This window comes from Lysinibacillus sp. F12 (genome assembly GCF_057773605.1).
This window is the reverse complement of sequence record NZ_JBYMLP010000001.1, coordinates 195219-214717: the sequence shown is the minus strand read 5'-3', so window position 1 is coordinate 214717 and position 19499 is coordinate 195219. Positions and strand designations below refer to the sequence as shown.

The following is a 19499-nucleotide window of genomic DNA, read 5'->3' as shown; positions in this document are numbered from 1 at the left end:
TTGGCAACATTATGGACAGGTGGAAAGATTTACACGATGGCTCAGGTTGATGAAACAGTAGAAGCAGTCCTTGAAGAAGATGGGAAAATTGTGGCGACAGGCTCTGTAGAGAGCTTGTCGCCACTAGCTACTTCTACTCGACATTTACAAGGCAATGTGATGTATCCAGGTTTTGTGGATAGTCATTTACATATTATTGGTTACGGGGAAAAACTGAAGCATATTGATGTATCGGCGATAACGAGTAAAGAGGCGTTACTAGCAAAGCTTCAAGAGCGTATGTCCAAGGCAGCGTCCAATGAATGGGTCATAGCGATTGGATTAAATGAAAACCAATTTGAAGAGCCCATTTTTCCTACTTTAGCGGAGCTGGATGCGCTTGGTGAAGCTTATTTAATCATAAAACGTAGCTGTCACCATTTAATTTTAGCTAATTCTAAGGCACTTGCATTTGCAGGGATTACCAATGCTACGCCTTCACCAGAGGGGGGAATCATTGAAAAAATAGATGGTCAGCTCACGGGCGTATTAAAGGATGCGGCGTTATATTTAGTGGTTAATCATATGCCCCATATTACACCTGCGTATATTGAGGATGCCTTGGTAAAAGCTGTGGCCTCATTACAAGCATATGGTTTAGTGGGTGGTCATTCGGAGGATTTAAGCTATTACGGGCCGCCAAACCAACCCATTCAAGCTTACCGTAAAATAGTGGAATCACAGCATTCATTCAAGGTTCATTTATTGCAGCATCATACGGTTTTTGAGGAGATGGAAAAATTAGATACTACATCCTCACCTTTTTTGGAGTTTGGTGCTATGAAAATCTTTATTGATGGAGCCTTTGGAGGAAGAACCGCAGCGCTACGTCAACCATACAGCGATGACCCACATAATACAGGAATGCTTATACATACGACAGAGCAATTAACGAAGTATGTTCAGTTGGCTCGTCAATCTGGACAAACTGTCGCTGTCCATGCAATCGGTGATTTAGCCATCGAACTGATTGTAGATATTTTTGCGGCATATCCACCACAGGCCGGTCAGCTTGATCGTGTGATCCATTGTAGCTTGGTCGATGATGACATTTTAACTAAATTAGCTAAATTGCCTGTTGCTATCGATATGCAGCCGCAATTTGTTCAGGGAGAATATGACGCTGAGCTATCGAAGCTTGGTGAGGAGCGCGTTCAAGGTTTACACCCTTTAAAGTCACTTCTTGACCATGGGCTTGTCGTTGCTGGTGGTAGTGACGCACCGATTGAAGTACCGAATCCATTAATGGGAATCTATGCGGCTGTCACAAGGTGCAATGTGGGAGAAAAACATGATGGCTACAATCCTAAGGAGAAAATTTCTCGTTTTGAAGCAGTCCATTTGTATACAGGAGGAGCGGCTGAAATAATTGGTCAGCAGCACACTCGTGGTAAAATCGCAGCAGGCTATTCAGCTGATTTTACGATTTTAAAAGAGGATATTTTCACTGTGGATATAGAGCAACTACCTCAAATTGACGTATTTTGTACCGTGGTAGATGGGAAGATTGTATATGAAAATCGCTGCGAAGGGTAACCTTGCAGCGATTTTTTTGAAGCTATTTTCTATTTACAATATGATGTATTTGTTGTTCTAAGGTTGTCACACGTTTTGTTAAGTCCTCTACTTGCTGTTGCATGGTTGGTGGAGGAGGCACAGGAATCGTTGCTTTCATTTTTTTGATCATACGAATCATCCCGAAAAAGATTGCTAAAAACAGGCCTAAAAGAACCGTTGTACTAATCATATCGCCAATGTCGAATTTCATGTTTGCGCTCCTTTCTCTACAGGGTATCTAGTTATATACAGGATGGCTTCGAGAAAAGTTTCAAGAAAATGGAGAACGTCACGATAAATACACAAATATTTTTTCTACAAGTTGCATAGGATACTTGAACAAATTGCTATTTTATTGCTTTGAGTACTGTGTCATGGCGGTCAAAACATACGTTAGAAGAGAGCGATTTTAACTGTAACAGGGGTGATTATGTGCACAAGGCAGGACAAGTAATGCGACAGGCTGTTAATAATATTTATATTTATCGATTAGACTATGTACAGGTTTTCGCATTAATTAGAGTCTTTCAGTTTTTATTAATGATCCCTGTAAGTACTATGCTGTTAAAGCTCATGCTACGAGTAACAGGATATACACATATAACCGAGCAAAATTGGCAAAGCTTTATGGCACATCCTTTTGTCATAATGATGATTTGTCTATTAATCTTGTTGTTCTTATTATTTGTTTATTATGAAATGGGCTTTCTATTTTTAATGGCCTTTCATCAACAAAGAGGAATGCGCTATCGATTTTTTTCTTTATGGCAGCAGCTAAATCGGAAGGTTGTTTATTTTTTTAGTGTCCAAGTCCTATTTTTAATCGTCTATCTTGCTCTATTAATGCCACTTGCTTCTTTTATGCTACCACTCACCTTAACCCAATCCATCTCACTTCCACATTTTTTAACAGAAGAAATCATGAGTAGTCGAACTGGTAGATTAGCATATGCAGCAGTGGCAAGTATTTTAGTAATGATCGGTATTCGGAGTATTTTAACGTTACCTATCTTTACAATCCAGCCAAAGATTTCTATTTTACGTTCTTTCAAGCAAAGCTGGCGATTTTCCAAAAAAGGTTTATTGGAGCTTTTAGCCCTATTGGTTATGCTTTTAACAGGTCATCTATTCGTCATGCTCAGTATAACAGTAATTAGCACACTTCCACTTTATTTTATGGAGCGCTTATTACCAAGTGCCGCATTGATAACAGCAGGGGTAACGCTCGCCTTTCTAGAAATGGTGTTTGTGGTGCTCTTTAGTTTATTACAGGCCATGTTTTCACAAGTTATGGTTGCCATCACCTACAATACACCTATCCTAGGGAAAATCAACAGGTCTGCTAAACAAAGAAAACGACGCTATAAACCTTTACTGCTCATTAGCCTTGTTGTTTTTGTTGTCTTAAGTATGATGAATATTAATTCGTTAGAGAAAAGCGTCTATGCACCCGATACTAAAATTATTGCCCATCGAGGCTATGTGGCGGGCAATGTGGAAAATACGATTAGCGGGCTAGTGAGCGCAGCAAATGCCGGAGCAGACCTCATTGAAATTGATATTCAGCAAACAGTGGATGGCGAATTTGTTGTATTCCATGATCGTACTTTGAGGCGATTGGCAGGGAAAAATGGAGTCATTGCTAATATGACCTTACGTGAATTAAAAACATTAACGATTCATCAAAATGGCTATAGCGATAAAATTGCTTCTTTAGAGGACTGTATCGAAATTGCTAAAGCTTTAGACGTCGCGTTACTAATTGAGTTAAAGGTACATGGCAAGGAAACGGAAGATGTGTTGCCCAAATTAGTAGAAAAGCTACGAAAATACAAAGTACTGGATTCGTATTATGTGCAATCTGTAGATGGGCAGAAAATGACTCAATTAAAAAAAATAGTGCCGAATTTAAGAGTGGGTATTGTCTATGCACTTAATATCGGCCCAATGGAAGAAAGTGTGGATTTCATTGCCTTAGAGGAGTCATGGGTAACTGAGCAGCTTATTGAAGAGCTGAAGCAAAACCCGATGGATTTATTTGTTTGGACGCTGAATGATGACCGTTCCTTACAAACCTTTATCGAGAAAAATGTGAGCGGCGTCATTACCGATCATCCTGATGTTGCCCGCGATTTAAGGACAAAGCAAAGCGAACATCAATATTTCTTACAACGGATCCTTAACCGATTGAAATTTATATTTTAAGTATGGAATGCGATACCTGCCCAACGGCTTTTAAAAAAATCTGGCCATATTGTAACCTTTTTCATATGAACACGACTACTTCTATGAATTCGTGAAATAAAGGAGATGCTTTTTATATGAAAATGACGAAAGTCGTACCATTTGCTATGACAGCACTATTAGTAGGGAGCGCGATGGGCGTTCCAACTGCATCAGCGAGCGAGGCTGAGACTGTAGTACCTGTTTCAGAAACTATTGAACAACAAGCTCAGCCAGTTTTTATTAAAGTAACTGGGAAAGTTGAAAATGTAGAGGTCCGTGAGAACGCAACCTACTATACAGTAGTAGAAGGTGAACAGACGAATATAGTGGTTGTCGATAAAGATTCATTCGTGTTCGACAACATGGGAAAAGAAGTGAAGCTTCAAAAAGGGGATAAGGTGTCAGCTTACTCTTATGCGAAAAAGCCTATGCTTGCTATTTATCCACCACAATATAACCCAGAGGTTATTATTGTAGAAAAAGATAATATGGGCAGTGTGGAAGTCGATTACTTCGATAAAAACTTAATCGATACGGACAATTACTTGAAATTAAACGTTGGAGAAGACACAAAAATTGAAAGTGCTTCTGGAAAAAAACTAAAAGCTAGTGATTTAGAAGAACAGCACTTAGTTGTGTTCTACACAATCGCAACAATGAGTATTCCTGCTCAAACACCACCTTCAAAGGTTATCGTGTTGGATACTATTGAGAAGGAAGAGCCAGTTGAGGTGGACCCAGTGCCAACGCCTGAACCAACACCAGATCACGCTGCCATTGAAGAGATTATGCAAAAAGATTTTTATGAGGTAGAAGGGACGAAAATGGTTCCTTTACGATTAATTGTAGAAAAGCTTGGCTTTGACGTAGAAGTAACGCCTAAAGGTGCCATCATTTCTAAAGGTGCTGTTTCCTACACAATTACTCGTGGCCAAAAAGAATATGGCTACAATAAAGCGCTTCGCCAATTTGACGTAGCACCTGCTTTATTAGAAAATGGTAAAACATATGTATCTGTAGAGTTCGTCAAAGAATTAATGAAATAAAGAGGATGAAGTATCTAGCAAATCGCTAGGTACTTCTTTTTTTGTATTTTCTTCCCATGAAAAATTCAGTACAATAATTAAGAAAAAGTCGCCAATAAAGGAGAAACCTATGAAACAAGCTCTTATCATTATCGATATACAAGAAGCCTTCTTTTTAGACAACGAACAAAATCTATGGAATGACGAAACGATCATCAAGCATATTAATTCGTTAATCGCATGGGCACGCCACAATGAGGCACCTGTTATTTTTATTCAGCATACAGACGCCGAGGATGTGGATTTCGCTTATGGTCAGCCTGGGTGGGAGCTATACCACGGTCTTCATCGACAAGCGGAGGATAAGGTAATTCAAAAACCAACATGGGATGCCTTTTATCGAACTGAGCTTGCCGAATACTTGCAGGAGCAGCATATTGAGCAATTAATTTTTGCTGGTGCACAAACTGAGTTTTGCCTTGATACAACGATTCGTAGTGCTTTCAGTCATGGCTATCATCACAATATTTTAGTGAAGGAAGCCCACAGTACATTAGCTAATGATATTCTTGAAGCACCTCAAATTATTCAGCATCATGAATGTATCTGGCACAATCGATTTGTGCGAATTCAACCAGTTGCGGGGTTCCAGCATGTGGATTAATAAGAGAGACTATCCCTGTAAAGAATGGTCCTACACGGTTCGCTGTGCCGAATGGGATGATGCACAAGCCTTGTCAGACCTACGTTTACAATTAGATGGTGAAACGGAATACTTTGACCGAACACAAGGGGAGGGATTCATTGACCGAGCAGGATTCGAGCAGCTCATCTCTAATGACCTAGCAAGCCCCAAAAATCTATGTTTAGTAGCGGTCGTTGATGATCAACTTGTAGGGTACTCAAGATGTGAGGGTTCTACATTCATAAGGCTTGCCCATAAGGTTATTTTTGGCGTAGGCGTTAGGAAGGATTTTTGGGGGTACGGCATTGGAAAAGCCCTGCTGCAAGTATCTATCGACTGGGCAGATGCAAATGGTATTCAGAAAATGGCACTAGAAGTGTTAGAATCTAATGACAAGGCCGTTCAGCTCTATCAAAAATGTGGCTTTGAAGTGGAAGGTATGCTAAAAAATGATAAGCGCCTTTCTGATGGACAATACTATCACACTATCCTGATGGGCAGATGGAAGGCATAGGGAAGTTGAAGGAATTTACAGTATGACAAATTTTATGTATCTATTTTGTTTAATCGTATGGGGTCTAAATTTTATTGCCGTAAAAATACAGGGGACCCCCGTTAGTTTAGAATTATCATTAACCTATCGTTTAGTCATAACAGCTCTATTATTTTTAATACTTGCTTGGTTGATGAAACCACAAGGCAAACCACAGAAGCAGGATGTCCCCTTTATCATTGTTTTTGGTGTTTGTAATTTTGCATTCAGTTATTTATGTTTGTATTACGCAACGATGCTCAGTTCAGCAGCCATTGTCACGTTAATTTTTTCATTTAAAGTGATATTAACGCCCATTGCTTTACGAATTTTTTTGAAAGAACCTTTGCACCGCCGTGTACTTCTTGGTGGTATTTTAGGCGTCATAGGAGTGGGTGTATTAATCTACCCAACTTTACATAGTTTTTCAGGGTTAGCTGATTTCAAAGGGATTTTTATTGCTTTTTTAGGGACACTACTGACAGCAATCGGTGATGCTAGCTCTGCCAGAAATGCGAAGCGCCACATTGACCCGGTTTATGCCAATGCGATTGGCTTTGCCGTTGGGAGTTTGGTCATGTGTGGAATTGTCTGGATGGCAGGACAAAAAATAATGATTCCAACATCCATAACCTATTTATCAGCATTGCTGTATTTAACGGTAATCGCCTCGTTTCTCGCCTGGCTATTTTATTTAAAGCTAGTCGAAAGGATTGGAGGAGCGAAGAGTGGCTATATGGTCGCCTTATTTCCTGTCATAGGCGGCATTGCCTCTGTCCTGATTGGTGAATCTACAGTAAGCATCTATTTGATCGTGGGCTGTCTATCCAGTTGTATCGGAGCGGCGATTGCCTTAGGTTTTAAAATTAAGCCTATTTTACGATGAACGAAAACCCTTATCCTTTCATAAACTAGATAAGAACGTTTGAAAAGGGTGAGGGAGTTGGCATTCGTTCCGAGAAGCACAGAAAAAGATCAGGATCATTGGGATATCGATCGTTGGGAAAATGATGGTGGCAGTAGTTTAGGGGGGAAAGGGAGGCAAATTTGTCTCCCTACAAATAGTTGAAACCTTTTTCATCTCTGTTCGTATGAATTAGTAGAGACAGATTTGATTTGAAAAGGGAGAATTGAAATTTTTGAGCTATTGAACAAAACGATTACTTTTGATTATTTATGTGATTGTCATTGCGGATGCGTATTACTCAACATTGTATATGGAACCCAAAACACCACCGCAACATCAAACAATCAAAGCGACAGCTATTACCATTAACATACTACGGTAGCAAGCCTAACAAAAAGAAACGGACAACCCGTCGTTTAAAGCCGATGATCATGCAGCCATTCCAAGGGAAAAGGAATGACAAAATGGTCATGTCGATAAATAGTTTAGACGTTCGTCCACCAGTACTTATTTTTTTACGATATCAACAGCTTCGTTGCTGACGCCCTGTCCACTGACAGGGTATTTTTTATGAGGTGCATCAGTGTGGCATGAACCAAGGGAGAGGGAGATGCGTATGACGAAAGTCTATGTGATGACCATGACGAAAGGGAATGATGAGCAGGATTACGAGCAATGGGTGAACGAAAAAATATTTGAGAAAAAATCAGACCTAAAAGAGTATTTAAACAAAGAAGGCTATTTGAAGAAATCTACATATCAATATATGAAAATAGAGGCAGAATCTATAGTTGTTGCTGACATTCAAAAAATTAAACTTAAATAACAATCGTGTTTACTAAAAAATAAATAAAGCAATCTTTGCTCTTTTCATATAAAATATGGAAGATATAACATACTTGAAAGAGGTGGCCACATGTTCCCTACTTTAAATACGGATCGATTAGTGTTACGAGAAATTACAGAAAAGGACGCGCAAGCTATTTTAAATTGCTTTTCTAACCCTGACGTATTACGTCATTACGGTCAAAATCCATTAACTAGTTTAGAGCAAGTTAAACAAATCATTAATCGTTTTTCAAAAAACTATGAGGAACAACAAGGCATTAAATGGGGGATAGAACTGAAGGGGCGAGAAGGCCTAATAGGTACTATTGGATTTCAAGAATGGGCAACAGAGCATAAGAGAGCTGAGATAAGCTATGCCCTTTTCCCTGACAGTTGGGGAAAAGGCTATGCACAAGAGGCGCTGAACAAAGTCATTTCATTTGGCTTTCAAGAGATGGAGTTATTACGTATAGGAGCCATTGTTTTCACAGAAAATGATGCTTCCAACAAGCTATTAACAAAAGTAGGCTTTGAAAAAGAAGGCTTATTAAAGAAATATATGCATCAAAATAATGTGCCATATGATACGTATGTTTATTCTCTAATCAATATGAAAAATCATAGTCTAGAATCGTGAAAAATAAAAGGATTGGGAAAATGACCCCAATCCTTTAACCATATACTTATTCTTACATTATTTTACGTTCGGGTAAATCATTGTAGCGGGGTCAACATATTCATCGAACTGCTCTTCTGTTAGCAGACCACTTGCAATAGCTGCTGCTTTTAACGTAGTGCCTTCTTTGTGAGCTTTTTTCGCAATTTTTGCTGCGCTTTCATAGCCGATATATGGATTTAATGCTGTTACAAGCATTAATGAGTTTTGTAAGTTATGATCGAGTACTTCTTTATTCGGCTCAATGCCAATTGCACAATGGTCATTAAATGATTTCATTGTATCTGCTAATAGGCGAGTTGATTGTAAGAAGTTATAAATGATGACTGGCTTAAAGACGTTTAGTTCAAAATTCCCTTGAGATGCTGCGAAAGCAATCGTCGCGTCATTTCCTACTACTTGTGTGACTACCATTGTCATCGCTTCACTTTGTGTAGGATTTACTTTACCAGGCATAATGGAAGAGCCTGGCTCATTTTCTGGGATCGTAATTTCACCAATCCCTGAGCGTGGCCCACTTGCAAGCCAACGAACGTCATTGGCAATTTTCATTAAATCAGTTGCTAAAGCTTTGAGAGCGCCATGTACAACAACGGCTTCATCATGGCTTGTTAATGCATGGAATTTATTTGCAGCAGAGGCGAATGTTTTGCCTGTTAGCTCACTGATTTCCGCCGCAACACGATCACCAAATTCTGGATGTGCATTGATCCCAGTACCAACCGCTGTTCCACCAATCGCAAGCTCTTTCATATAGTCTATATTTTGAATAATCATATGCTCGGATTTCTCTAGCATAGCTGCCCAGCCGCTAATTTCCTGACCCAATGTAAGAGGTGTGGCATCCTGTAAATGTGTACGACCAATTTTAATAATATCTTTAAATTGAGTGGCTTTGTCTTCCAAAGTTGATTTTAATAATCGTAGTCGTGGTAATAAATAATCTTCCACTTTTAAAACTGCCGCAATATGCAATGCAGTTGGAAATGTATCATTCGAGCTTTGTGATTTATTGACATCATCGTTCGGATGAATGCGATCTGCCTCACCAGCATCCTGTAAAAGTTGGTTCGCGCGGTGTGCAATCACCTCATTAACGTTCATGTTTGATTGTGTACCACTGCCAGTTTGCCAAACAACTAGTGGGAATTGATCATCCCATTGTCCATTTAAAACTTCATCTGCTGCCTGAACGATTACATTCGCTTTAAGATCTGAAAGCTTGCCTAGTTTATTGTTCGCGATTGCAGCACTTTTCTTTAAAATAGCCATCGCCTGCACAAGCTCAATAGGCATTTGTTCCGTGCCAATTTGGAAATTTTCTTTACTGCGCTGTGTTTGCGCACCCCAAATTTTATCAGCAGGTACTTTGATTTCTCCCATAGTGTCTTTTTCAATACGATAATCCATGTCAAAACAGCTCCTTTATTATGTAAAATTCCTCCAATATACAGATAAAAACGGATACTCTTAGTCTGATGTAAGAATATCCGTTTGATACATGCTTATTCAAAAAAGAGGGGGATTCTGAAATAAGCAATTTGGAGAAAAGAAATAATCTATTGATAATGATAATTGTTATCAATTAAAATGTCAACAAATTTGTTTGGAGAAATAATAGGGTGAGAATAATTCGCAATAGTACTATGGTTATTCCCGAATTTAGAGGAAATAAACGTTATAGATTATCTCTTTTTCTTACCTAAATCTTTAAGTGGCTGCTTTTTAGGAACTTTCTCAAAAATAATTTTCACATGATAATGGTGGTCGTCAATTTGAAGCACCTCAGTTACCTTTGCCTTTCGTCCTTTAATACGAATATCCTCTTCGATGGCAGGGAGTTTGACGAGCAATTGGCTTAATACGGACGTTTTATTTTCATAATAATGAGTGACAAACATTGTTCTTCTCCTTCTAACATTTGATTGTTACTCAATTTATGAGGGGAGCCTAGTTTCTAGAACTTTTATAGATGGAATAGGTGCACGGAGAAAATTTGTTACTCAAACAGCATATAAAGGACCATGGCCTGCAAAAATGCTGATGATCTTGGGTATAATCATAGAACTCCGTTGAATATTGCTGGGAAATTACATTCTTCGCAATTGAAAAATTTCTTTCATACCGAGAATCACGCTGCCACTTAATTTTATAAAAATCAAAAATATGACATAATTTCACGGAATGAAATTGCAACTTTCGACATATTTCTTATTTATTTCTCGGGAAATATCTCTTACATAATGGCGGTGTTGAGTGGGACTACGAGCGCTCAATTTTGCACTATTCCTGCTGTGAACTTTCATTGAAAAAATAATGACTTTATGATGTGATTGACTATTCTTAATTCTTTTTTATCAAAGAGGTAGTGCGATAACGTTTCAGTAGAGACATTGTTCGTTATAATAAGAGGAAGGAGGAAATAAAATGTATTTAAAATCATGTAAAGTGCTACAGGACACGATTCCTAATAAACAAATGTATCCTTTTAATATCCCGAGCTTGCAGGATTTACAGGAGTTGGAGTTTCCAACTAATGTGACCTTCTTTGTTGGGGAAAATGGCTCGGGTAAATCAACCTTACTGGAAGCCATTGCAGATCGTTGCGATTTTAATACGGCAGGTGGTGGCCGCCAAAATCTGTATGAAGTACATAAGGCAGAATCTTCACTGGGTGAGTATATCCGTTTGTCGTGGATGCCGAAAATTTCAAATGGTTTTTTTCTTCGATCCGAAACATTTTATCAATTTGCCAGTCATATTGATTTGATAGAAGATCCAAGGAGATATAACGCTTTTGGTGGAAAATCTCTACATCACCAATCCCATGGTGAATCCTTTCTGGCATTATTTATGAATCGTTTTAAGGGTAAAGCGATTTATTTATTGGATGAGCCCGAGGCAGCATTGTCTCCAACAAGGCAATTAAGTTTGTTGAAAATTATGAAGGATCTAGAGCATGAGGCACAATTTATTATTGCCACACATTCACCGATTTTACTGGGCTATCCTAATGCAACGATTTATAGCTTTGACAATGATGAAATTGAAACAATCCGTTATGAGGATTCCATTCATTACATTGTCACCAAACGGTTTTTAGATGCACCGCAAACTATTTTTAGTGAGTTATTTGATGAGGAGAGGGAATCATGAATCAACGAAAAGGCTTAGTCATGCGAGAAATTCGATTGGATGAAATGGCACAATCTATTGACTTATTAAATTATGTCTTTCAAATGTCCATGTCTATTCATAAGGACCGTCGTTTTGTGAATGCGAAAAGTAGACAATTTAATGAGGGACATGCCATCGGATGGTTTGATGGCTCGCATTTAGTATCGCAAATTTTAAGTTTGCCTTTTGAAGTCAATGTCCATGGGAAGATTTATGAAATGGGGGGGATTACAGCAGTTGGCACCTACCCAGAGTATTCGGGCCATGGCTTGATGGAGAGCTTGATTATTGAAAGCCTACAAAGTATGCGCAACGAGGGACAATGTATATCCTATTTATTTCCATATTCAATTCCCTATTACCGAAAAAAGGGATGGGAAATTATGAGTGACATTGTAGAGTTCCAAGTGAAGGATACACAGCTCCCGCATTATGCCGGACTCAATGGGAAAATTCGACGTGTCGATCCAAAGCATCAGGATGTAGTGGATATCTACGCCCGATATGCCGAAAAAACACATGGGGTAATGGTGCGAAATAGCATTGCGTGGAATGAGAAGTTTCAGGAGGATTTCTGGGAAGAGAAATTCATTGACAGTGATGTTAACCTGCAGGCTGCCGTCTACTACGATGAAGGAGATGTGGCGCAGGGCTATATGTTCTATCGTATTATGGAGGAAAATTATTATATTGATGAAATCGTCTATTTACAGGAAGAAGCACGTAAAGGGTTATGGAATTTTGTCTCTGCCCATAGCTCCATGATTTATAATGTCTATGGGAAAACGACAGGTAATGAAGCCGTAGCATTTCTATTAGAGGATAGTGAGATTATTCAAAAGGTCTCTCCTTATTTTATGGCGAGAATTGTGGATGTTAAAGAGTTTTTATTACGCTATCCATTTGTCAGTCAAGACTTTGAACTTCAGCTAGCCGTAACAGATCGGATTGTAGCTTGGAATAATGGTACCTTCATCATCAAAATGGTGGATGGTAAGCTGTCTGTCCAAAAGGTGAGTGAGACATTAAATGAAAATGCTGTCCATTTAACGGTGCAAACCTTGGCCACGATGCTGCTAGGCTATAAACGACCAAGCTATTTAGAAAAAATCGAACGGTTACAGGGACGTAAAGAGGAAATTGCCTTACTGGAGGACATATTACCCGTAGGCATACCGACCTTCATTGATTATTTCTAGGCACATGAAACAGCATATTGAGCTGAACTACTTCTCACAATAGTTCAGCTTTTATTTGTCATAATGTTACTGCATAGTTGAACAAGGTTGTACCTTTAAATACATAGACATTCATGGATATAGTGAGGGGGATAGAAATGGATTTAATAGTCGGAATAGCTATTGTACTCATTGTGTTTTTCTCTTCTAGCCTAATTGAAAAAAGGTTGAAGTCCATTGAAAAACAAAACAATCGTGTCATCGTAATACTGGAAGAAATAAGAGATAAAAAATAAAGGCATTTGCCAATAGGGGGATTTTACTTCAAGTAAAGGGTAGAGTCCTATTGGAATGGAGTTTTTATTATATGGATCTATATATTGAACGATTACAAGTGGCAGATGCCGAAAGTTTGTATAAATTTGAACTTGAAAACAGAAAATTTTTCGAAGAAATGGTACCTACTCGTGGAGAAGAATACTATAACCCTGAGATTTTTAAAAAAAGACACGAAGCTTTACTTGAAGAACAAGCTCAGGGAGGGTCATATTTCTATTTAATTAAAAATGAAGATAGTTCTATTCTAGGAAGAATAAATTTAGTGGATATTGATAGATTTCATAAAATCGGTCATCTCGGTTATAGGGTGGGGCAAGAACATACTGGAAAAGGAATTGCTAATCAAGCATTACAAAAATTAATTGAAACAATAGCTGATGAGGATATAAAACAAATTAAGGCGGAAACAACAACAAATAACATAGCTTCTCAAAGAGTTTTAGAAAAAAATGGTTTTGAGAAAATAACGACTAGTAGTGAGAGTTTCGAAATGAATGGTCAGAAATTAAATTTCATCTATTATGCTTTAACTATTTCGCCTTGTTAAACTAACAGATGAAGAGTATTGAGCTGTTTAGACAGCTCCCAGACTGTAGACAAAATCCATCGAGTAGCTCACTCTCCATGGATTTTGTCATTTTTCTTTCTCTTTCATTTCTAATATTGGTAAATTATTGCTGATTTCACTATACTCCTCAAGGGAAGCAGCTAGACCCCGACCGCGGATATCGTCTGCCCGTAGTAGAAATCAACGACTTTACTTTGTCTCATGTAAAATAAAAAAGACTGTAGACAGCTCTTTTTTATTTATTGTACAAATGGAGCAATTGAGTTGAAGAAGGATTGGTTATTGAATGAACTTAAAATGTGGTAATAATTTACTATGAATGTGTAATAGTTAAAGAAACAATGCTATAATTCATTTAAATATGTATGGAAGATCAAAAAACTTGTGATAAATCGATATCCCCCAGATTTATCCGCTAGATGATAGGAGTCAAATTTCAATGAATAGTCCAATCTAATATTCCCCTATTTAGCCAAAATCAGATTGAAATATCGGGGGATATAAAATGAAATTGAATAGAAATTTTTCTTTATTACTTTTAGGTCAGTCACTCGCTAATATAGGCGATGTATTATATATAGTCAGTGTTATAAGTACAATTTTTTTGTTAACAGGCTCTGCCATTGCAGCATCGTTTGTGCCATTTACAATTGCCTCTTCTATGTTTATATCTAGTCTGCTGACACCTCTTTTGGTGGAGAAACTAAATCTTAAATGGTTACTAGCTGGGTCACAAATTGCAAAAACGATTTTACTCTTTATTCTAGGGTTTATGGTAATGGGTTTATCAGCAGCTAATTATTATTTTATCTTTTTCATAATAGGAATGATTGCTTTTCTTGATGGATGTGCTAACCCAATCAGGCAGACATTGACTCCATACTATGTTAAACCTGAAAAGCTACTTCAAGCTAATGGAATTTCGGAAACGATTACGCAGGTCATCCAAGCAGGTATGTGGTTCGTAGGAAGTTCCTTGTTAATTATTATGAGCGCTCAACAACTGATTTGGTTAGTTGGATGTTTATTTGTCACGGCAAGCGTATTACTTTGTCTGCTAGAAAGTGTAAACAATCATCCATCAACCGAAATAAAGGGGAAACTTGAAAAGATTAAAGAGGGTTGGCAAACTTTATCTAATACGCCAGTTTTAAAAAGGATTGCTTGGATAGAATTTTTAGAAACAATTGCAGCAACAGTTTGGATAGCTGCTATTTTATATGTGTTTGTCAGCGATGCTTTGAACGTTGATGAAAAATGGTGGGGATTTATCAATGGAGCCAACTTTTTAGGGTTGATTTTAGGAAGTGCCTATTGTATTAAATTTTCTTCTGTGGTGGAAGAGAAAATAGGAGCCTATATTTTTGTCGGTTCCTTTGCAAGCTTCATATTTACAATGTTATTTAGCATAAACAGCATTCCAATGATTTCCTTACTTTTATCACTTTGTGTAGGGCTTTTTGGACAAATTAAACAAATTCCTCAACAAACAGTGATACAAACCAGTGTGTCAAAAGAACAGTTATCAACGGTTTATACTTCATTAGGTGCTATCGGGACTGGGATTTTCGGCATTGGCTCTCTTGTTATGGGGGTAATAGCAGATTTAGTAGGAATTAGACTGGTTTTTGTCATTTCGGGGCTATTACTTGCGATAGTCAGTGTAATCGCTCACAAAAATAAGCAACTGTTTGTTAGAAATGTTTTAAAACAATAAAATGAAAGAAGAAGTTGGACCATCATATTTTTGATGGTCCTTTTTATGAAACTCATTGTACGAAAAAGGTGTTATTTTGAAGGGGTGACCATGCTTTTTTTAGTAGTTGAACGCCTAATTTAATTTCTTCCATTGATAACTTACTGAAGCCTAGTTGTAGCATCGGTTCTATACTTGCTTGCTGGAGAAAAAACGGACTGGTTGGATAAACTCTTACACCGTGGGACTCTGCTTGTTGGATGAGCTGTTGTTCAGAAAGTGAAGTCTTTATTTTCACTAATACATAGAGGCCCGATTGTTCGCCTAAAATAGTGATTTGCTCTCCGAATTGTTGTTGTAGCTCCTGCACAAGGCAATGCATTTTTTGTTTATAGGTTAGACGCATTCTTTTAATATGGCGTGTCCATTCGCCTTGCGCCATAAATTGGGCCATGGTGCGTTGATGAAGGGTGGATGCGTTTTGTTCAAAATGAGCAAATTTCCTTTTGTAAGGCTGCACGAGGGCATTAGGTAACACCATATAGCTTATTCGTATGCCTGGTAAAAAGGATTTCGAGAATGTACCCAAATAAATTACCCGAGATGGGTCGATGGAGGAAAGGGCAGGGAATGGCTGTTGTGTATAGCGAAATTCTCCATCATAATCATCCTCAAGAATATAGCCATTCACTTTTTGTGCCCATTGTATCAGTGCTTGCCGTTGTTGAATGTTCATCGAGACACCATAGGGGAAATGGTGTGAAGGTGTGACATACAAGAGACGTGAAAGACAATTTGTTAAGACATCAAGCTGTGCACCTGCTTCGAACACAGGTAAGGTCTCAATGTCAAAGTTATGTAATTGAAATGCCTCCCGAGCCCCATCATAGCCTGGGTCCTCCAGCAGTATGCTAGGGAAATTTTCCTTCAGTAAAAATGCAAGATACAGAAGCATCTGCTGTGTACTACTTCCAATAATGATATTTTCATGATTGGTATAGAGCCCTCTTGCCTGTAGTAAATACTGGACAAGCTGTTCTTTTAGTATAGGCTCTCCAAACAGTGCCCCATATTGATAACAGGCTGGCTCCTGTAAAACCTGATTGGCGATTTGACGCCAGGCCTTGATGGGAAAGTGTTGTTGATCGACAGCCCCAGCTAGGAAATTCACAAGTAATGCCGAAGTATCCTTTATTGGCTTCGATTGAATAGGCTGTGGTTGCTCTTGTAAGAAAACTTGCTCCAACGCATTCACAAAGTACCCTTTCCGACCTTCACCTCGAATATACCCCTCAGCTACAAGCTGATCGTAGGCCGTTAATGTCGTATTGCGACTCACCTGCAAAGTTTCTGCTAGCTTCCGAATAGAAGGCAGGGTATCATTCTTTTCCAATGTGCCTTCCATAATGAGGGTTTTCAGTTGCTGATAGATTTGTTTATATTTGGCTTCTTTGTCCGTTAATAAAAAGATGAAATCGTCCATAATGCACCTCATCGACATGTTGAAATGTTTGAAACTGTCTCTTTTGAAATGTCAGATAATCTACTACCATCATACTAGAATGACCAATAAATTGAAATGGGGAGTAGAATATGAATATTTGTACTGTATCACAGACAACAATTAGGGATGTGGTCCCGTTATTTAATGCTTATCGTGAGTTTTATGGACAACCGACTGATTTAAAGCAAGCCGAACAGTTTATCCAAGAACGTGTAGAAAAGGAGCAATCCACTATTTTTCTCGCATACTTGAATGGGGAACCAGTAGGTTTTGCGCAGCTATTTCCTACCTTTTCATCCGTAGCTATGAAAAGGGCATTTATTTTAAATGATTTATTTGTGGCAGTGCATGCTAGAAAAAAAGGGGTGGCCAAAGCATTAATCGAACAATGCTACATCTATTGCCAGCAGGAGAACGCTCGTTACTTGATGCTCGAAACAGCAAAGGACAATGTTAATGCCCAAAAGCTCTATGAAAAAGTAGGGATGACCACAGATGATCATGTGTATTACTACAGTATGTATTGGTGAAAAGCGGCGCTATAGTTTTTAAAAGTCATTGTTTGTATGAAATCTACTAATCACCTGGTGAAAGCCCCCACCAATTGAGCTAAATGGCGGGGGCTTTCGGTTAGGCATGACTCATCCAGCCTGCAAAAAGACCAGAAGTGAAAAAGCGAGTAACCTGCTTAAATCCAGCCTCTTTCAGTAATTCCTGCATGTCTTGATCGGATAGGAAAGAGATATTCATAATGACTTTCCCCATATCTTCGACCTTAGCTTTTTTGTATCCTGCGTCTAAAAAGAAGCTTTGCCAGATTTTAATGCGATCTTGCAGTTCGTCACTATTTCGATCTCCATAAGCACATGCGAGGATAAAAGGTTTCCCGGGCTTTAATTGCGCATGAATGTTGTGTAATAAGTTAAGTTTTTGCTGTCGATTTTCGATAAAATGCAGCACAAGGATGCAGCTAGCAGCATCATAGGTTAATGGAGAGGGGGGCAAGGTATCGATGGTTCCTTGAAGAAGCTGAACTCGGCTTTCTATAGATAATTGCTGTGCCTTATACTGAGCAATTTGTAGCATCTCTTCAGACGGGTCAATACCTGTAAAAGTCCAGTTTGGATTAGAGGGTCCCCATGCGGATAGCTCATTACCGCCCCCAGCTCCTACAACTAGCAGGGATGAGTCTTGCTCACCTAAATGAGCTCGGAAATAGGCTTGTGTCATGGCGAATAAAGTGTCATAAGCTGGTACAGAGATACGAGTACTTTGTTCATAGATGCGAGCCTTCTCTAATAGATGTATATTCATAGTTATTACCTCCAATACTATTACATACATTAAAGACCTTAATAGTCTGTAATTGAGTATATATGAAATTTTACCAAAGCACAACAAAGAAATCTCACCCGATTATAATTAAAGTGAAACGATGAATAATTAATATTTAAGATTAATAATTTAATGATTATCATTAAATTATTATTGAATTTAATAGCTCTTTCTTCTACACTTAACGTAATGAATAGGGGGAGAAAATATGATTAATGCTATTGTGCAAGTGTTGTTATTTTCAGTCATACCGTTTGTTTGGTGGAGTTTTTCAGCAAAAAAGGAACAACCCTTTCTTGAATGGTTAGGGTTGCATAGGCCTATTATTGTCGATAAGGGGAAATATGCCATATTTTATATACTTTCTATTGTAATAGTAGTGATGCCTAATTTCGCTCTCGTCTTTTTTTATATGGATGGTTCCATATTAGCGTCCAATCAATTTGCTGGCCTTGGCTTAGCGGGGCTCATACCCGCTCTTCTATATGCTATGATTCAAACCGGCTTATCAGAGGAGCTATTGTTCCGTGGTTTTTTATTGAAAAGGCTGGCAAAATCCTTTGGTTTCCAAGTCGGAAATTTGCTACAAAGCCTCGTTTTTGGGTGTATTCATGGGGCTCTGTTGTGGACGGTATTACCATTTCCAATCATCTTGTTAGTTGTACTATCTACAGGGCTTGCAGGCTATGTAATGGGATGGATGAATGAGCGAGTTGGCGGAGGTTCCATTGTGACAAGCTGGAGTATTCATAGTTTGACTAATTTAATGACTGCTTGCTTATCATTGTTTCAAATTCTATCTTTTTGACTTATTTGCATTTCTTTGACGTCACTTGCATAATAGGGCAGAGAAGATTTTTCGTGAAGGGAAGTGCAAACATGACAGAATGGCCAAAGGGAGTAGCCAAGCCTGCAATTCGTGCATTACAAGCAGCAGGCTATACACAATTGAAACAGCTGGAAAACGTTGAGCTTTCCACTTTAGCTCATTTACATGGAATGGGTCCAAAAGCGCTTGCCGCGATTGAGGCGGCATTAGAGGAAAGTAGGGAGCCGCGTGAATAAGCTAACATTATTTTTATTGGCAATGGTGGTCTATTATATAGTCGTTGTTTTCCTCATCAGTAAGCTTTTTATCATTCCTATCATGAAAGTAATGGCACTTGTCTTCTTTATAGGAGCGGGTTTCATCTTTTCACGTAAGATGCGCAGGAAGCTGCAGTAGGA

Annotated in this window: 23 protein-coding genes; 18 read left to right on the top strand and 5 right to left on the bottom strand. The window is 38.5% G+C overall.

All coding sequences use genetic code 11. From position 1 onward, the window contains the following. Complete coding sequence (locus tag AC3CH7_RS01280) at positions 1-1575, top strand: amidohydrolase (protein WP_036166336.1); 1575 nt, start codon at positions 1-3, stop codon at positions 1573-1575. Between the two features lie 22 nt (positions 1576-1597). On the opposite strand, the gene AC3CH7_RS01275 is transcribed toward AC3CH7_RS01280, so the two are convergent. Then, positions 1598-1807, bottom strand: a complete 210-nt coding sequence (locus AC3CH7_RS01275; RefSeq protein WP_012294026.1) for a hypothetical protein — start codon at positions 1805-1807, stop codon at positions 1598-1600. Between the two features lie 221 nt (positions 1808-2028). On the opposite strand from AC3CH7_RS01275, the gene AC3CH7_RS01270 reads away from it, so the two are divergent. The 8 genes from AC3CH7_RS01270 to AC3CH7_RS01235 all read left to right on the top strand — a co-directional run bounded on the left by AC3CH7_RS01270 (position 2029) and on the right by AC3CH7_RS01235 (position 8436). Then, positions 2029-3801: a glycerophosphoryl diester phosphodiesterase membrane domain-containing protein gene (locus AC3CH7_RS01270; RefSeq protein WP_031419757.1), complete on the top strand. Its 1773-nt coding sequence runs from the start codon at positions 2029-2031 to the stop codon at positions 3799-3801. Between the two features lie 116 nt (positions 3802-3917). Next, positions 3918-4868, top strand: coding sequence for a stalk domain-containing protein (locus AC3CH7_RS01265; protein ID WP_031419759.1), 951 nt, complete (start codon positions 3918-3920; stop codon positions 4866-4868). A 109-nt stretch (positions 4869-4977) separates the two neighbouring features. Continuing rightward, positions 4978-5511 (top strand): cysteine hydrolase family protein, encoded by a 534-nt coding sequence (locus AC3CH7_RS01260; RefSeq protein ID WP_012294029.1) that lies wholly within the window; start codon positions 4978-4980, stop codon positions 5509-5511. After that, positions 5501-6046, top strand: a complete 546-nt coding sequence (locus AC3CH7_RS01255) for a GNAT family N-acetyltransferase (protein ID WP_207889848.1) — start codon at positions 5501-5503, stop codon at positions 6044-6046. The genes AC3CH7_RS01260 and AC3CH7_RS01255 overlap by 11 nt, the downstream gene beginning before the upstream one ends. Positions 6047-6068: 22 nt before the next feature. Further along, entirely contained in the window at positions 6069-6950 is an 882-nt protein-coding gene (locus AC3CH7_RS01250) for a DMT family transporter (protein WP_332290567.1), read from the top strand. Positions 6951-7258: 308 nt separating this feature from the next. Continuing rightward, a complete protein-coding gene (locus AC3CH7_RS01245; protein WP_488381520.1) occupies positions 7259-7513 on the top strand; it encodes a hypothetical protein in 255 nt (84 codons plus the stop codon). 74 nt (positions 7514-7587) lie between these two features. After that, the gene (locus AC3CH7_RS01240) at positions 7588-7797 is read left to right on the top strand and encodes a hypothetical protein (RefSeq protein ID WP_031419762.1); all 210 of its coding nucleotides are present in this window, start codon (positions 7588-7590) and stop codon (positions 7795-7797) included. Positions 7798-7887: 90 nt separating this feature from the next. Further along, positions 7888-8436 carry a GNAT family N-acetyltransferase gene (locus AC3CH7_RS01235; RefSeq protein ID WP_332290564.1) on the top strand — a complete coding sequence of 183 codons (549 nt, stop codon included), beginning with the start codon at positions 7888-7890 and terminating at the stop codon, positions 8434-8436. A 57-nt stretch (positions 8437-8493) separates the two neighbouring features. On the opposite strand, the gene fumC is transcribed toward AC3CH7_RS01235, so the two are convergent. Together fumC and AC3CH7_RS01225 are read right to left on the bottom strand one after the other, a co-directional pair. Then, positions 8494-9885 carry a class II fumarate hydratase gene (gene fumC / locus AC3CH7_RS01230; protein ID WP_488381519.1) on the bottom strand — a complete coding sequence of 464 codons (1392 nt, stop codon included), beginning with the start codon at positions 9883-9885 and terminating at the stop codon, positions 8494-8496. A 275-nt stretch (positions 9886-10160) separates the two neighbouring features. Then, positions 10161-10376 (bottom strand): hypothetical protein, encoded by a 216-nt coding sequence (locus AC3CH7_RS01225; protein WP_012294039.1) that lies wholly within the window; start codon positions 10374-10376, stop codon positions 10161-10163. Positions 10377-10902: 526 nt separating this feature from the next. Between AC3CH7_RS01225 and AC3CH7_RS01220 the strand changes: the two genes are divergently transcribed. The 5 genes from AC3CH7_RS01220 to AC3CH7_RS01200 all read left to right on the top strand — a co-directional run bounded on the left by AC3CH7_RS01220 (position 10903) and on the right by AC3CH7_RS01200 (position 15454). Further along, positions 10903-11631: an AAA family ATPase gene (locus tag AC3CH7_RS01220; protein ID WP_012294040.1), complete on the top strand. Its 729-nt coding sequence runs from the start codon at positions 10903-10905 to the stop codon at positions 11629-11631. Further along, on the top strand, positions 11628-12851 hold the full coding sequence (locus AC3CH7_RS01215; protein WP_031419764.1) for a GNAT family N-acetyltransferase: 1224 nt from the start codon (positions 11628-11630) through the stop codon (positions 12849-12851). Before AC3CH7_RS01220 ends, AC3CH7_RS01215 begins: the two co-directional genes overlap by 4 nt. 137 nt (positions 12852-12988) lie before the next feature. Then, positions 12989-13126, top strand: coding sequence for a hypothetical protein (locus tag AC3CH7_RS01210; protein WP_447402839.1), 138 nt, complete (start codon positions 12989-12991; stop codon positions 13124-13126). Positions 13127-13197: 71 nt separating this feature from the next. Further along, positions 13198-13716 carry a GNAT family N-acetyltransferase gene (locus tag AC3CH7_RS01205; protein ID WP_031419766.1) on the top strand — a complete coding sequence of 173 codons (519 nt, stop codon included), beginning with the start codon at positions 13198-13200 and terminating at the stop codon, positions 13714-13716. A gap of 526 nt (positions 13717-14242) precedes the next feature. Next, positions 14243-15454 carry an MFS transporter gene (locus tag AC3CH7_RS01200; protein WP_447402840.1) on the top strand — a complete coding sequence of 404 codons (1212 nt, stop codon included), beginning with the start codon at positions 14243-14245 and terminating at the stop codon, positions 15452-15454. 52 nt (positions 15455-15506) lie between these two features. On the opposite strand, the gene pdxR is transcribed toward AC3CH7_RS01200, so the two are convergent. Further along, positions 15507-16916 carry a MocR-like pyridoxine biosynthesis transcription factor PdxR gene (gene pdxR / locus AC3CH7_RS01195; RefSeq protein WP_447402841.1) on the bottom strand — a complete coding sequence of 470 codons (1410 nt, stop codon included), beginning with the start codon at positions 16914-16916 and terminating at the stop codon, positions 15507-15509. 110 nt (positions 16917-17026) lie between these two features. Here pdxR and AC3CH7_RS01190 point away from each other — a divergent pair, with 110 nt between their 5' ends. Beyond that, positions 17027-17467, top strand: a complete 441-nt coding sequence (locus tag AC3CH7_RS01190; protein WP_036166314.1) for a GNAT family N-acetyltransferase — start codon at positions 17027-17029, stop codon at positions 17465-17467. A 100-nt stretch (positions 17468-17567) separates the two neighbouring features. Here the strand turns inward: AC3CH7_RS01190 and AC3CH7_RS01185 are convergent, their stop codons facing one another. After that, positions 17568-18251 (bottom strand): class I SAM-dependent methyltransferase, encoded by a 684-nt coding sequence (locus AC3CH7_RS01185; RefSeq protein ID WP_012294047.1) that lies wholly within the window; start codon positions 18249-18251, stop codon positions 17568-17570. A 229-nt stretch (positions 18252-18480) separates the two neighbouring features. Between AC3CH7_RS01185 and AC3CH7_RS01180 the strand changes: the two genes are divergently transcribed. From AC3CH7_RS01180 to AC3CH7_RS01170, 3 genes are all read left to right on the top strand, one after another. Further along, complete coding sequence (locus AC3CH7_RS01180; RefSeq protein WP_012294048.1) at positions 18481-19080, top strand: CPBP family intramembrane glutamic endopeptidase; 600 nt, start codon at positions 18481-18483, stop codon at positions 19078-19080. Between the two features lie 71 nt (positions 19081-19151). Next, the gene (locus AC3CH7_RS01175; RefSeq protein WP_031419772.1) at positions 19152-19337 is read left to right on the top strand and encodes a hypothetical protein; all 186 of its coding nucleotides are present in this window, start codon (positions 19152-19154) and stop codon (positions 19335-19337) included. Continuing rightward, positions 19330-19497 (top strand): hypothetical protein, encoded by a 168-nt coding sequence (locus AC3CH7_RS01170; protein ID WP_008175876.1) that lies wholly within the window; start codon positions 19330-19332, stop codon positions 19495-19497. The genes AC3CH7_RS01175 and AC3CH7_RS01170 overlap by 8 nt, the downstream gene beginning before the upstream one ends. The last annotated feature ends 2 nt before the right edge of the window (positions 19498-19499 follow it).